5 protein-coding genes are annotated in these 15,012 nt (G+C 69.4%); all 5 read right to left on the reverse strand.

Annotated features, from left to right (window positions below):
- Positions 1 to 119: 119 nt before the first annotated feature.
- The 5 genes from OXG79_07570 to OXG79_07590 all read right to left on the reverse strand — a co-directional run bounded on the left by OXG79_07570 (position 120) and on the right by OXG79_07590 (position 14,929).
- Positions 120 to 2,957 (reverse strand): hypothetical protein, encoded by a 2,838-nt coding sequence (locus OXG79_07570; GenBank protein MCY3783630.1) that lies wholly within the window; start codon positions 2,955 to 2,957, stop codon positions 120 to 122.
- Positions 2,958 to 3,102: 145 nt separating this feature from the next.
- Entirely contained in the window at positions 3,103 to 5,961 is a 2,859-nt protein-coding gene (locus OXG79_07575; GenBank protein MCY3783631.1) for a hypothetical protein, read from the reverse strand.
- A gap of 178 nt (positions 5,962 to 6,139) precedes the next feature.
- Positions 6,140 to 9,013 carry a hypothetical protein gene (locus OXG79_07580; GenBank protein MCY3783632.1) on the reverse strand — a complete coding sequence of 958 codons (2,874 nt, stop codon included), beginning with the start codon at positions 9,011 to 9,013 and terminating at the stop codon, positions 6,140 to 6,142.
- Between the two features lie 117 nt (positions 9,014 to 9,130).
- Positions 9,131 to 11,938 (reverse strand): hypothetical protein, encoded by a 2,808-nt coding sequence (locus OXG79_07585; GenBank protein MCY3783633.1) that lies wholly within the window; start codon positions 11,936 to 11,938, stop codon positions 9,131 to 9,133.
- A 156-nt stretch (positions 11,939 to 12,094) separates the two neighbouring features.
- Positions 12,095 to 14,929, reverse strand: a complete 2,835-nt coding sequence (locus OXG79_07590) for a hypothetical protein (GenBank protein MCY3783634.1) — start codon at positions 14,927 to 14,929, stop codon at positions 12,095 to 12,097.
- Positions 14,930 to 15,012: the final 83 nt, after the last annotated feature.

Consider the following 15,012-nt stretch of genomic DNA (forward strand, 5'->3'; position numbering starts at 1 on the left):
GGATGCGTCGGCGCTCGCGATGCGTCACATGGTGCTACGCGATTCTGCTGGCGGCAGGCGGGTCCGCCGCGTGAGCGCCGCGCGCCGCCGATTCGGCGCAAACACGGCCTGGCGGAACGCTACGGCAGCGATTCGCCGCGGACGTTCTCGTGCACCGAGGAGGTGACCCGTCCGTCCTCGGCGACGTCAATCCGCATCACCGGAATGAAGGCCGCCTCCCGCCAGCGGTTTGGCTGCCATTCGTGCTGCAGGCGGAGCGCCAAGACCCAAGTCCCCGCGCCCAAGCCGCCCTCCGAGGCGTCGAGCGGCGTCAAGGCCCCGCGGTCGTTCCGCACGGCCAGGGTGGCCGCCGCCACATCGAATTCGTACGAGTGCGTGCTGCTGGCTGAATTCGACGAGATCAGCCCGGCAAACCACTTGGCGATCTCCGGACCAAGGCGGTGGTCGGGAAAGATGGCGGGCAGCTCCCACGGCCAGGTGTCCACCGGCACCACCACCCAATCCTGCCCGGTCCAACGCTCCGGCGCCTGGTTGTCGAACGTGGCGGTAAAGGCAATGCGACCGTCTTCGAGGACGGCATCGGTAATCTGGACGGCCACCGGCGGCGCTTCGAGTGTCACCCGCGGCGGCGTGATTGACGCGACGGTCCCGTTGGGGGCGTAGACCGCGACGACCTCGTTCCGCCAGATGGGCTGCCGGGCGCCGGGGGGAAAGCCCCACGTCCACGGTTCGACGGACGCCGGGAGGACGATCAGGTCCGGAATGTCCTCGCCGGGCGGCTCCACCGTCCAGGGCGGGGGCGTACGCGCGGCCAGCCGCAGCGTGTTGATGGCGCCCACGAGTTGGGCGTGAGGCAGGACCGACGCGACTCGAAGCCGGTCCAGCCAGTTGCTCTGTGGGGCGAGGTAGACCGACGTCGATGGCGGTACCGACCGCAGCGCTTCAAACGACTCGGGGTCCGGCGCCACGTCGAGTTCGAGGAATGCCGGCTGAATGCGATAAAACGCCTCGTCGCCGTCGCGGTAGAGAAGCTCGAACAGGCTCGGATCCGCCAGCCACTCGCGGGCCCGAGCCGGCAGCAAATCTACCCAGGAATCGGTGGCGTGAACGTATTCGAGGCCCAAGCGCCGGATGGCGGCCGGCTCCAAATAGTGGCGGGCGTCCCAATACTCCGGGCCCGGGTGGTAGATCAGGTAGATCACATCGGCAAAGCCCGCGTTGTTTGGCCGGCCGGTGCCGAGGAACACGTTCCAATAGGGCCACTCGGTGGCGAGCACGCGTGCATTCACAGCCGTGTGGTCCCGCATGTAGTCGGCCACGGGTCCCGTCAAGGCCCGAAGTTGAAACCGGCGCATGGGCACGTCCACGCCCCGGTCGCGCAGCTCCGTCTGCACCCACCGGGCGTTGGCCAGCTGCACGCCATTGCCGATCGCCAAACCCAGACTGCGGGCGGGCGCCACGACGGTGGGCCAGGTGATCAGGGCGACCAGAACCGCGCCGGCGGCGTAGCGCCAGCGTCCGGGTGGGAAGGTGGAAAGGCGCGAACTCATCGCGAGCACCAGCGCCAAGAGCGCGAGGTTGCGGGCATGTCCCGCGATGCGGTTGGTGTCCCAAGGCGCTGGCGGATAGGTGAGCGCCAGCCAAAGCAGCACCAGCAATCCGGCGCACGCCGCCAGCGTCACCACCAGCCGGTCGCGCCGCGCCAACACCACCGCCGCGCCACCAAGCGCCACCGGCCCCAAGCCCAGCAGGCCCAGGCCGCCGGGACGCGCGTCGAACGAGCCCAGCGCTTGCCATTGCACCGAATCAAGGCTCTCTGCCAGCGTCAGGCCAGCCTGCGGCGATCCATCCAGCAATCCTGTGAAGGCGCCGCCGCCGCCGAGAAGCAGCAGTCCACCCAGGACCGGACCGGCGCCCAGGCGGAGTGCCGTCGGCACCGGCGGCTCGGTCTGGCGAGCGCGCAGGAAGTGCATCACGGCCAGTCCGGCCCAAGCGATCAGGACCACCGGAACGAGCGTGGTCGAAAGGACGCCCAGGAAGCCGACCAATCCCGCGAGCGTCAGCGTCGCTCCCCAGGACCAGCGTTCATGACGCGCCGCGAAGTTCAGCACCACGAAAGCCAGGGCGTATCCCAGCGGGAATCCGGGTTTCCAAATGTCCGGCAGCACTTGTAAGAAGTTCGCGCTCGCCGACAACTCGACGTGCGGCCAATAGATGTCGGTGAACGAGGCCCGAATGCCGGCCTCGGGGAGTCCGGCCGGTAGGGGCAGCTGCAGAACCCCTGCGCCGACGTTGCTGAAGGTCCAGAGTCCGCTGCTCAGCATGAGCGGGGCGGTGACGATCACGCCGACGAGCGATGCCCGCTGCAGCAGCGCGGTGGTCACGATCAGGACCAGGGTCGTCCAGGCGTAGGCGCCGAGCAGTTCGGAGACGAACGCGAGGTCCGGTCCGAACGGCGGCGTCAGCAGACCCACGAGGAGATCGGTGCCGTGGTGATAGCGGATGAGCGTGCCCGAGTGCCACGGCAACTCCGGCGGGAATCCGCCCGCACGGATCGTGGCGGCCAGCCCGAGATGGATGGGTGGGTCGGGAATCAGCATCAGCTGGCGGCTGGCGAGCGCCGCCCACATGAGCGCCAGGACCGCCACGGCGAAGCCCGCGGCCACCCGCGGCCGCGGACGTATGGCGCGCGGCGCCCGCCACGCCAGGGCCGCACCCAGGGCGAGCGTGATGCTCCAGCCGACGGCCGCCCCCGCGAGCCCCGGAACGACGTAGAGCACGAAATTGGTGAACAAGCCCCAGAGGGCGAGCCCAACGGCCAGACCCTGGGCCAACGCCACCCGATCGTCGGTCTGTCGCAGCACCACCCGCGCCACCACGAATCCGACGGCCGCCAGCGCGGTCAGCTCGGCCGCCAGCAGCAGCAGACCCGGAATGGCCGCCGGATCGACGGTCAAGCGCGCCGCCCCCACGTCAAAGCCATCGCAGACTCGTGAGCCGCAGCCTCACCAGGGCAGAGGTTGAGGGAAGCCTCCGGCGACGGCGCGCCGCCGGAGTCATGTTCGTCCAGACAAGGCATCGCGCCCATCTTGCCCGACCTGGCTACGGGGTCGCCTGAGTCCCGGGCGGCAACGTCGCCACGCCCACGTCGTCGAAAACCGCGAACGTGACCTGACCGGCATCGGAGATCGTGATCTCCAGCGCCGGAATGAAGGCGACCTCCCGCCAAACGTTTGGCTGCCACTCGTGCCGCAGGCGGATCGCCAGCACCCAAGTTCCCGCGCCCAGGTCGCCCTCGGCTGCGTCCAGCGGCACAAAGGCCCCGGCGTCGTTGCGTACCGCCAAGCGTGCCGTCGGCACGTCGAATTCGTAGGTATGTGGGCCGGTCGCCGAACCCGACGAGATCAGGCCGTCAAACCATTTCGCCACTGCAGGTCCGCGGCCGTCGCCCAGAAACCTGGCGGGAAGCGGCCACGGCCCATCGTCCAGCTCGACGATGACCCAATCTTGTCCCGTCCAGCGCTCCGGCGCCCGGTCATCGAAGGTGGCGGAAAAGACGATGCGTCCATCGTCAATGCGGGCATCGGCGACCTCGACGGCCACCGGCGGTGCTTCGAGCACCGCCCGGGACGGCGTGATTGGTGCGACGGCTCCGTTTGGCGCGTAGACGGCTACCGCGTCGTTCTGCCAAATGGGTTGCCGGCTGCCGGGCGGAAACATCCACGTCCACGGTTCGACGGACGCCGGGAGGACGATCAGGTCGGGTGCGTCCTCACCCAGCGGCTCAACCGTCCACGGCTCAGTCGTGCGCACGTGCAGCGGCAGTGAGTGGATGGCGCCGACCAGCCGGGTGTGCCGCAGCGTCGACGCGACGCGGAGTCGGTCCACCCAAATGGTTTGCGGAGTCAGGTAGACCGTGGTGGCCGGCGGCACCGAGCGCAGCGCCTCAAACGACTCGGGATGCGGCGCGACATCGAGCTCGCGGAATGCCGGCCGAATGCGATAGAGCGCCTCGTCGCCCACGCGGATCAACAGCTCGAACAGGCTCGGATCCGCCAGCCATTGCCGGGCCCGATCCGGCAGCGACGCTGCCCACAGGTCGGTGGCGTGAACGTATTCGAGGTCCAGGCGCCGGATGGCGGCTGGCTCCAGGTAGTGGCGGGCGTCCCAATACTCCGGGCCTCGGTGGTAGTTCAGGTGGATCACGCTGGCAAAGCCCGCGTTGTTCGGCCGGCCGGTGCCGAGGAACACGTTCCAATAGGGCCACTCGGTGGCGAGCACGCGTGCATCCACGGCTGTGTGGTCCCGGATGTAGTCCGCCACGGGTCCGGTCAATGCCCGTAGCTGAAACCGGCGCAAGGGCACGTCCACGCCCCGGTCTCGCAGTTCCGTCTGCACCCACCGGGCATTGGCCAGCTGCACGCCGTGGCCGACCGCGAGGCCGAGGTTGCGCGCGGGTGTCATCGCCGTTGGCCAGATGATGAGACCCACCACCAGCGCGCCAACACCGACGCGCCAACGTCCGGGCGGAAGGTCGGAGAGGCGGGAGCCGAGCGCCAACAACAGCGCCACGAGTGACAGGTTGCGGGCGTGCCCCGCCAGGCGGTTGAGATCCCACGGCGCCGGCGGATAGGTCACCGCGAACCAGACCAGCACCAGCACGCCGGCGCACGCTGCCAGCGTCACCACCAGTCGGTCGCGCCGCGCGAGGGCCACCGCCACGCCCGCAAGCGCGACCGGCCCCAAGCCCAGCAGGCCCAGGCCGCCAGGACGCGCCTCGAACGACCCTAGCGCCCGCCAGTGCTCCGACTCGAGGCCCTGCGCCAGGATCAAGGTTGACGGCCGCGATCCGTCCAAGACTCCGGTAAACGCGCCGCCGCCGCCGAGCAGCAACAGCCCGGCAAGCACGGGGCCCGCGCCCAATTGCAGCGCCGCCCGCGCCGCCGGCTCGGTCCTTCGATCACGGAAAAAGCGCACCAGCGCCAAACCGGCCCACACGACCAGCACCGCCGGCGTGAGCGTGATGGACAGCAGGCCCAGGAAGCCGACCAGGCCGGCCAGCGTCAGCGCATCTCGCCACGACCAACGCTTGCCGCCCGCCGCGTGTTGCAGCACCACGAAGGCCACGGCGTATCCCAGCGGGTATGAAGGCTTCCAGATGTCGGCCAATGCATTGGACCGATCCGTGACCGGGGGCAGTTCGACGTGCGGCCAATAGACATCGCCGAGCGACGCGCGCAGGCCCGCCTCGGGCAGCCCGGTCGGAATGGGCAGCTGCAACACGCCGGGTCCAACATTGGTGAGGGTCCAGAGACCGCTGCTGAGCATGAGCGGGACCGTGACCAGCAGGCCGACGAGTGATGCCCGCTGCAGCACCGCCGTCGCCACGATCAGGACCAGGCTTGTCCAGGCGAAGGCTCCCAGCAATTCGGAGACGAACGCGAGGTCCGGACCGAACGGCGGCGTCAGCAGGCCGACGAGAAGGTCCCTCCCGTGGTGATAGCGAATGAGGACGCCCGCGTTCCAGGGCGACTCCGGGGGAAAGCCACCGGCTCTGATGGTGGCGGCCAGTCCGAGATGGGTTTGCGGGTCGGCAATCACCATCAACTGGCGGCTGGCAAGCGCGACCCACAGCAGCGCCAGCATTGCGACGCTGAACCCGGCGACCGTGCGGGCCTGGGGCCGCACGCGACGGCTTGTCCGCCAGGCCAGGCCGGCGCCGATGGCCAGCAGGACGGCCCAGCCGACGGCCGCCCCCGCGAGACCCGGGACGATGTAGAGCGCGAAATTGGTGAGCACGCCCCAGAGGGCGAGACCGACCACCAGCCCCTGGGCCAAGGCTGCACGCTCATCGCTCTGCCGCAGCACGACCCGCACGACGATGTAGCCAACCGCGGCCAGGGTGATGAATTCCGCCGCCAGCAGCAGCAGGCCCGGAACGACCGCCGGATCGAGGATCAAGCCCCCGACCTCCGCGGCACATCCAGCGGTTGACGTCGGACCTCGACGACCAGATCGCGGTGCTCGAGGCGCGGCGACGGCTTACGACGGCCGCGGCTGCTCGGTTGATCGGGAGCTCGCAGGCCGCGAGTATTTCTGTCGTCGATCCTGGGCATTTCGTCCATCTTGCCCGACGGAGTTATGGCGTTGCTGGACTCTCGGACTGCGACGTCCCGTCGCGCACGTCGTCGAAGACCGCGACCGCGACCTCACCGGATTCGGCGATTGTGATCCGGAGCACTGGAATGAAGGCCGCTTCCCGCCAAGTTGCAGGCCGCCACTCGTGCCGCAGCCGCAGCGCCAAGACCCAGGCTCCAGCGCCAAGCACACCCTCCGACGACGGCAGCGGAGTCAAGGCGCCGCGGTCATCGCGGACCGACAGGCTGGGAACCTGGACATCGAGTGCGTAGGTGTGGGCGCTCGTCGCCGATCCCGCCGAGAGCAAGCCGTTGAACCACTTGGCCACTTCAGGTCCGAGGCCGCCGCCCCGGAATCTGGCGGGCATCGGCCACGGCCCATCGTCCAGCTCGACGATGACCCAATCCTGGCCCGTCCAGTGCTCTGGCGTGCGCTCGCTAAACGCCGCATCGAACGTGACCTGGCCTCGCTCGGCGCTCAGCCCCGACACCCGAACAGCGACGGGCGGCGCGGCGCGGTCCGGCGGCGTCACGATCGGGGCGACGGACCCGTGCGGCGCGTAGATCACGAGTTCGTCGTTCCGCCAGATCGGTCGCCGCCCGTCGGCGGGTAGAAACATCCAGGTCCAGGGCTCGATCGACGTGGGAAGGACCACAAGGTCCGGCGTCTGCTCCCCGAGCGGCATCACCTCCCACGGAACGGATGAGCGGGCGAATAGGAGCTCGGTGCGAGCCTCCCCAAGCAACCGCGCGTGTGACAGCGCTGCAGCGACTCGAAGCTTGGTAAACGGTGGGACATGTGGGGTCAGATGCACCGTGGTGGATGCGGGGATGTCTCGCAGCGCTTCGAACGATCCGGGGGACGGCTCCGCGGTCAACCCCGTGAATTCCGGCCGCACGCGGTAGAGCGCCTCTGCGCCGTCGCGCACCAAGAGCTCGAACAGGCCAGGATCGGCCAGCCATCGTTGCGCCCGTGCGGGCAAGCCGGCCACCCAGTCATCCGTCGCATAGATGTAGTCGATCTCCAGCCGCCGGATCGCGGCCGGCTCGAGATGCTTGAGGGCATCGAGATACTCCGGTCCCTGGTGAAAGATCTGGTGAATGACACCGGCGAATCCCGCGGCGTTGGCGCGCCCGGTGGCGAGGAACACGCGCCAATAGGGGTGCGGCTCACCGGCGAGCACTCGCGCCTCGGTGGCCGTGTGGTCCCGGATGTAGGTGGCAATGCGGTCGGACAGGGCCGGCATCGGCGTGCGCCCCGCAGGCCCCGCGGGTTCGGCTTCGCGCCGATCCGGCTCAACCGCCGCGGCGTTGGCCAGCTGGATGCCGTTGCCGACCGCGAGGCCGGCATGCCGCACGGGTTCCACCACCCTCGGCCAGGCGACAAGCCCCACGAGCAGCACGGCCACCGCATAGCGCCAGCGCCCGGACCACAGTTGAGGCAGGCGGGTAGCGAGCGCCAACAGCAGACCCACAAGCGCAAAGTTCCGGGCGTGCCCGGCCAGGCGGTTCACGTCCCAGGGCGCGGGCGGATAGCTCACCACCAGCCACGCCAGCGCCAGCAGGCCCACGCCTGCTGCCAGTGTCAGCACCAGCCGGCTGCGCCGCTCGAGCAGCAGGGTGATGCCCGCCAACGCCACCGGACCGACCCCCACCAGGGCCACGCCGCCGGGCAACGGATCGAACACGCCCAGCAGCAGCCATCCGTCCGGATGGCCATGCCACCCAAGCAAGAGCTCGGAGGGCGCCGAAGCGTCCAAAAAGCTGGTGAAAAGCCCGCCGCCGGCCAGCAGCAGCAGCGCGGCCAACGCCAGCCCCGCGGCCGACCGCATGGCCGCGCCCAACGCCGCGCGATCCCGCCGCGACCGCATGAGCCGCAACGCCGCGGAGCCTGCCCACACGGCCGCCACTACCGGAACGAGCGTCGTCACCAGCAGGCCCAGGAATCCAACCAGCCCGCCGAGTGTGAGAACGGCAGGCCACGACCGGTCTTCCGCGCGTGCCACGCGCTCAAACACCACGAGCGCCAGCGCATAGCCCAGGGTGAATTCTGGTTTCCAGATGTCGGGCAAGATCGGTGCGGGAAACGTCTCGCCCAGCCCGACCGACGGCCAGTAGATGTCGGTCAGCGACGCGCGCAGTCCCGCCGCCGGCAGCCCTGCCGGAATGGGAATCTGCAGGATTCCGCCACCCATGCCCTCCCATTCCCACTCGCCAGTCGTCCAGACGCCGATCGTGATCAGGAGGGGGGCGAGAATCAGGGCGACCACCCACGAAACGCGCTGGGCGACGAGCGACACGGCCGCCAGCACGTAGCTGATCCAGGCGTAGACGCCCAGCAATTCCGACACGAACGCCAAGTCCGGCCCAAACGGCGGCGTCAGCAGCCCGACCATCAGCGAGGGGCCGTGGTGATAGCGCAGCGGCGCCCCTGGGCTCCAGGGCAGCTCCGGCGGAAAAACGCCGGCTCGGATCGTGGTCGCCAAGCCCAGGTGAATCGGCATGTCGGGAATCGGCAGGAGCTGCCGGCTGGCGATCCCAGCCACGAAGAGCGCCAAAACGACGCCGACGAATGCCGCAACCGTGCGAGGCGGCAGGAGGATTTGGGCGCGCGCGCGCCAGGACAAGACCGCGCCTAGCGTGAGGAGCGCCCCCCAGCCCACGGCCGCGCCCGCGAGCCCGGGCACGACGTATTGCACGAAGTTGACCACCAGCCCCCACAGCAAAAGGCCGACCGCGAGACCCTGGGCCAGCGCCAGCCGGTCGTCGGCTTGTCGCAGCGCCACCCGCACCACGACATAGCCCACGGCGGCCAGCACGGCGAGTTCGGCCAGGAGCAGCAGCAGGCCTGGAAGGACCGTCGGATCAACGGTCATGCGCCCAACCTCGGCGAGGGCTGCCGGCCGCTACGCGCCTGACCTTCCGCGCGGCGCCGGCATCGTGCGTCGGCCGCGCGCCAGGATTGCAGCGGGCCGACCGGGCAGTTGGAAGACCTACGGGTGTACGCCCCCGAGCACATCGTCGAAGACCGCATATGAGACCTCGCCAGCCACGGAGACCTGAAGCCGCATCACCGGAATGAACGCCGCTTCGCGCCAGTAGTTTGGCTGCCATTCGTGCTGCAGACGGACTGCCAGCGTCCACGTTCCCGCTCCCAGCACCCGTTCCGATTCGGCGACGGTGGAGAAAGCGCCGCTGGCATCCTGTACCGACAGATTGGCCGCCAGAATATCGAACACGTAGGTGTGGCTGGTGGTCCCCCGACCGGGCGCCACTTGGCCTGGGAACCACACGGTCGCCACCGTGCGTCCGTCTGGCTCGAAGCGCTGAGGAATGCCCCACGGCGAAGCGTCCCCGGCCGCGACAATCCACTCCTGGCCCGTCCACAGCTCCGGCGCATCGTCGTCAAAAGTCGCCGTGAAGGTGACTCGGCCATTCGCCGCGCGCACTTCAGACAGGTAAACGCTTACCGGTGGTGGCTCGGACTCCGGCGGCGGCGGCATGATGGGCGCGACGGCGCCGTCGGGCGCGTAAACGGCAATCTCATCGTTCCACCAGATGGGCTGACGTCCGGCAGGTGGGAACATCCAGGGCTTGACCCGGGACGACATGATCACAAGGTCGGGCGCCTCTCCGCCAAGGGGCTGGCCCGGCCAGGGCGTCAGCAGATGCAGCGCCGCCGGGTTGATGGAGCTGAACAGCTGGGTATGCGACAGTGCCCACGCCACGCGGAGTCCGGGTCGTTCGTCGAACTCCGGCGAAATGTAGACGGCGGTGGACGCGGGAACCGCCTGTCGCAGCGCCTCGAACGATTGAGGATCGGGTGCCGCGTTCAGTTCCAGAAACGCCGGACGCACGCGGTAGAGCGCCTCGTCGCCGTCGCGCACGAGAAGCTCGAACAGGCGAGAGTCGTCGAGCCACCGCGCCACCTGAGCCGGTAGGCCGGCCACCCATTCGTCAGGCGCGTGCACGTAGCCGAAGCCAAGCCGCCGCACGGCGGCGGGTTCGAGGTACCGCAGCACGTCCAAGTACGAAGGGCCTTCCACCGGGAAGAGGTGCAGCAACCCGGCAAACCCCGTGGCATTGGGGCGACCGGTGGCCCAGGTCACGCGGTGTGGACGGGGCGAAAACACCCGCGCGTCCACTGCCGTGTTGTCGCGGATGTAGACCGAAATACCCTCTGCCGGGAGGAGATCGAGTGGGTATCGCCCCGCAAACCACTTCTGCGGTTCCGGAGCTCGCCGGGCGTTGGCGAACTCAACGCCCTGCCCGATCGCCAGACCGAGGTTGCGGACCGGAGCGACGAGCGTCGGCCACGCGATCAGCGCAACGAAGAGCGCTCCGGCGGCATAGCGCCAGCGGACCGACGGCAGGCCCGATAGCCGAGTACTGAGGGCGAGCACGAAGGCCAGCAGGGCGAGATTGCGCGCATGGCCTTCGATGCGGCTGAGGTCGATCTGAAATGGCTCATAGCTCAAGGGGGCCGACATCACCACCAGGGCGCCCGCGCCAATGACGAGCGCCAGCACCAAGCGATCGCGGTGGGCCAGCAGCGCGGCAGCGCCGGCCACGGTCACGGCCCCCAAGCCCAGCACCCCCACGCCGCCTGGCAGCGGGTCCAGCGTGCCAAGCAGCCGCCAGCCCCCAAAGTTCTCGTACCACCCCAGCGATAGCCCCGACGGAGCCGAGCCCTCGAGGATGCCCACCAGCCGGCCGCCGGCGAACAGCACGAGCGCCGCCAGCGCCAACCCCGCGGCCGACCGGATCACCGCCGCCTTGGCCAGCGAGCCGGCACGCTTGGATTTCGCCAGGGCCACGGCCTCCAACCCCGCCCAAAGGACGAGCACCATCGGGGCGAGCGTCGATGCGAGCAGGCCCATGAACCCCACAAGCGCCGCAAGCGTGAGAACGGCGGGCCATGACCGGCGGCCGGTACCCGCCGCGTGCTCCAGCACCACGAACGTCAGCGCATATGCCGGGAGAAACGACGGATCCAAAACGTCCGACAGCCCGGCAAAGGGTGAATTCCAGTCCAGATCCACCGCCGGCCAGTAGATGTCCATCAGCGAGGCGCGAAGCCCGGCGGCGGGAAGGCCTGTGGGGAAGGGCGCGTCGAGGATGCTGTCGGGCACGCCAATCACGAGCGTCCAGGTCCCGGTCGTGAGCAAGAGTGGAGCCGTGATCAGCACCGCGAATCGCGAGGCGCGGCGCAGGAGCGCCGTGACGACGACAAGCAGCAGGCCGACCTTGTAGTACGCGCTGAGCAGCTCTTCCATGAAGGCGAGGTCGGGACCGATCGGCGGCATCAGGAGCGCGCGCAGCAGGTCTTCGCCGTAGTGATAGGGCGCGCGCAGGTCCGGGCTCCAGGGCAGCACCGGCGGATAGCCGCCGGCCCGGATCGACGTGGAAAGGCCCAGGTGGATATGCGGGTCCGGAAACGTCAGCAGCTGCCGGCTGGCGAGCACTACCCAGAGGAGCGCGAGCACCGCAACCGTGAATCCCGCGGCCACGCGCGGCCGCGGAGCGATCGATCCGCGCGCCCTCCACGCCAGGCCCGCCCCTGCCGCAAGCACAACGATCCAGCCCACCAGGGCGCCGGCAAGCCCCGGCACCGCGTACAGCACGAAATTGACGACCAGGCCCCAGAGTGCGAGACCTACCACCAGACCCTGGGCCAAGGCCGCTCGCTCATCGGCTTGCCGCAGCACGACCCGCACCACGACGTAGCCGACGGCGGCCAGCGCGAAGAGCTCCCCGGCCAGCAGGAGCAGGCCCGGAACGACCGTAGGGTCAACGGTCACGTCCGCGGCCTCCAGGTGTCCGCCCTGGGTCTAATCGATGGGTTCGCGCTGTTGATCCGTCACGTCCTCGCCGGCGCCGCCAGCGCCGAGCTGCATGCCGCCGCTGGTTGGCATCGCGCCCGTAGCGCGCGAAATCGGTTACGGCGCCGGCTGAGTCTACGGGGTCGGCTTCGCGTCGAGCACTTCTCCAGAGAATTCGTACGAGACCTCGCCGGTCGCCGAGATCCAAAACGTCAGCACAGGGATGACGGCTGCATCCCGCCAGTGATTCGGCTGCCACTCGTGCCGCAGCCGAAGCGCCAGCACCCAGGTGTTCGTGCCGAGTTCGCCTTCCGACGCGGGCAGCTGGACGAAGGCCCCCTGATCGTTTCGCACCGCTAGTCTGGACGCGGGGATGTCGAGCATGTACGTGTGGACGCGGGTCGCCGATCCCGGTGTCAGCAGGCCGCCAAACCACTGGACTGTCGCCGGTCCCTGATCGCCGTTGCGAAAGCCGGCGGGAAGCTTCAGCGGCCCTGGGTCCAGCTTCACCGCAATCCAGTCCTGGCTTGTCCAGCGGTCCGGCGCGTGCTCGTCGAAGGCGACGGTGAAGGCGATGCGCCCGTCGTCGACCCTTAGTTCCGACACCCGCACCGTGATGGGTGGTGCGTCGGGCGGCGGCCCCGGAGCGATTATCGGCGCGAGAACTCCGGTTGGCGCATAGGCTGCCATGTCGTCATTGCGCCACACCGGACGCCGACCGTCCGGCGGAAACATCCATGTCCAGGGCTCGACAGCCGCCGGCAGCACCACGAGGTCAGGCACGCGATCGTCCAGCGGCTCCACCGTCCATGGAGTGGGCGTAAGGAAATGGAGGAAGGACGTATGGTCTTCCCCGGCAAGCTGCGCGTGCGACAGCACCGACGCAACCTGGAGCTGCGTTCCCTTCCAGAGCTGCGGGGCCAGGTGCACGACCGTCGACGGCGGGACTGCCCGCCGGAGCGCCTCGAATGACTCGGGCGCAGGTGGCGCGTCCAGCGCCAGAAACGCCGGCCGCACCCGGTAGAGCGCCTCGCCGCCGTCGCGGGTGAGGAGCTCGAATAGGCTCGGGTCGGCCAGCCAGCGCTGCGCCCGCTCCGGCAACTCGGACCTCCAGGCGGCTGTGGCGTGGACGTAGTCAATGCCGATTCGCTCGATGGCGGTCGGCTCCAGCAATTTGACGGCGTCCAGGTAGTCCGGGCCCAGGACATACAGCAGATGGGAGAGCCCGAGAAATCCCGCGCCGTTCGGGCGGCCGGTGGCGACGGCCATGTCGAGTGGGCTGGGCGACAGAATGCGCGCATTAACCGCAGTGTGGTCACGGACATGCGCGACCACGCGCTCGGAAATAGCGTCCGCGATCACATAGCGGCCCATGGCCGTCGATCTGCTGAACGCGCGTTGCCCCGGCTGCCCATTTGTGAACAGCGGTCCGTGGCCGATGGCCTGGCCCAGGCTGCGCGCCGGCGACACGACGGTCGGCCAGACGACCAAAACCAACAGCAGCCCGCTCGCGGTATAGCGCCAGCGCGGCCGCAACTCGGCCAGGCGGACGCTCAGTGCCAGCAGCAGCGCCACCAGCGCGAAATTGCGCGCGTGTCCGGCCAGGCGGTGCACGTCCAAGGGATAGGGCGGATAGTGCAGCGCGAGGTAGGCCAGCGCCAGCACGCCGGCGCCCGCCGCGAGTGCCAGCACCAGGCGGTCACGCCGCGCCAGCAACGCGGCGACGCCCGCCACCACCACCGGCCCCACCCCCGCCAGAGCCACTCCGCCGGACTGAGAGTCGATTTCGCCCAGCACCCGCCAGCCTTCCCGGTGCTCGTTCCACGCGAGCGTCAGGCCTGACGACGCCGAACCTCCGAGCAGCCCGGTGAACCGTCCGCCGGCGGCGAGCAGCAGCAGCACAGCCAGCGCAAGCGCCAGGCCCGGCCGAAGCACCGCGCGGCGGTCGAAGGGCCTTGAGCGCCCGAGATGCACGGTCTCCAGGACCGCCCACAGCACCAGCGCCACAGGCGCCACCGACGCGGCCAGGAGGCCGACGAACCCAATCAGCCCCGCCAGCGTGAGCAGCGCCGACCATGCTCGACCGCTCGCCTGCGCGGAGCGCTCGAGCACCACGACCACGAGCGCGTAGGCCAGCGGGAATCCAGGCTTCCAGATGTCGGGGAGGGCCGCTTCGCGATATTTCCAACCTTGGACCTCCCACGTTTGCTCCAGTGGCGGCCAGTAGATGTCCATCACCGAAGCCCGGACGCCCGCCGACGGCGGGCCCGCGAACATGGGAAGCTCCAGCAGCCCCTCGCCCACCCAGGTAAACGTCCAGGCGCCGGCGGAAAGCAGAAGCGGCGCCGTGACCGCCACCGCCAATATCGAGGCCCGGTGCGCGAGCAGCGTCACGATCACCAGCGCGAAGCTCATCCACGCGTAGGCGCCCAGGAACTCCATCACGAACGCCAGATCGGGTCCGACCGGCGGCATCAAGAGCCCGACCAGCAAGGGCACACCGTGGTGGTAGGGCGCCGGGATTTCTGGATTCCAAAACAGCTCCGGCGGGAATCCGCCCGCGCGGATCGAGGCCGCCAAACCCAGTTGCGTGTGCGGATCAGGAATCGACATGGCCTGACGACTGGCCAGCGCTACCCACAGGAGCGCCAAAACTAGAACCACGAAACCCGCGGCCACACGCGGACGCGGGCGAATGCGGTCGGCAGATCGCCATGCGAGGCCGGCGCCGATCGCGAGCACTCCGGCCCAGCCGACGGCGGCCCCCGCAAGGCCGGGAACGGCGTTCATCACGAAGTTCGTGATGAGGCCCCAAAGCGCCAGGCCGACCACCAGCCCCTGCGCCAGGGCCATGCGCTCGTCGTCCTGCCGCAGGGCCACCCGCACGACGACGTAGCCCACGGCGGCCAACGCGGCAAACTCCGCCAGCAGCAACAGCAGGCCGGGAATCACCGCCGGATCAACGGTCACTCAGGCACCCTCCGCCGGAAAGTCAGCGATCAGCGCCACCGGCTCAATCGATGAGGCCGAGCATTCGGTCCGTCACGTCCTGG

Source organism: Chloroflexota bacterium, assembly GCA_026706485.1.
Lineage (GTDB): Bacteria > Chloroflexota > UBA11872 > UBA11872 > UBA11872 > JAJECS01.

Bases quoted from the DNA above. Each gene is read 5' to 3' on its own strand.
- OXG79_07580 (MCY3783632.1), bottom strand. From the start codon at position 9,013: ATGACCGTTGATCCGACGGTCCTTCCAGGCCTGCTGCTGCTCCTGGCC.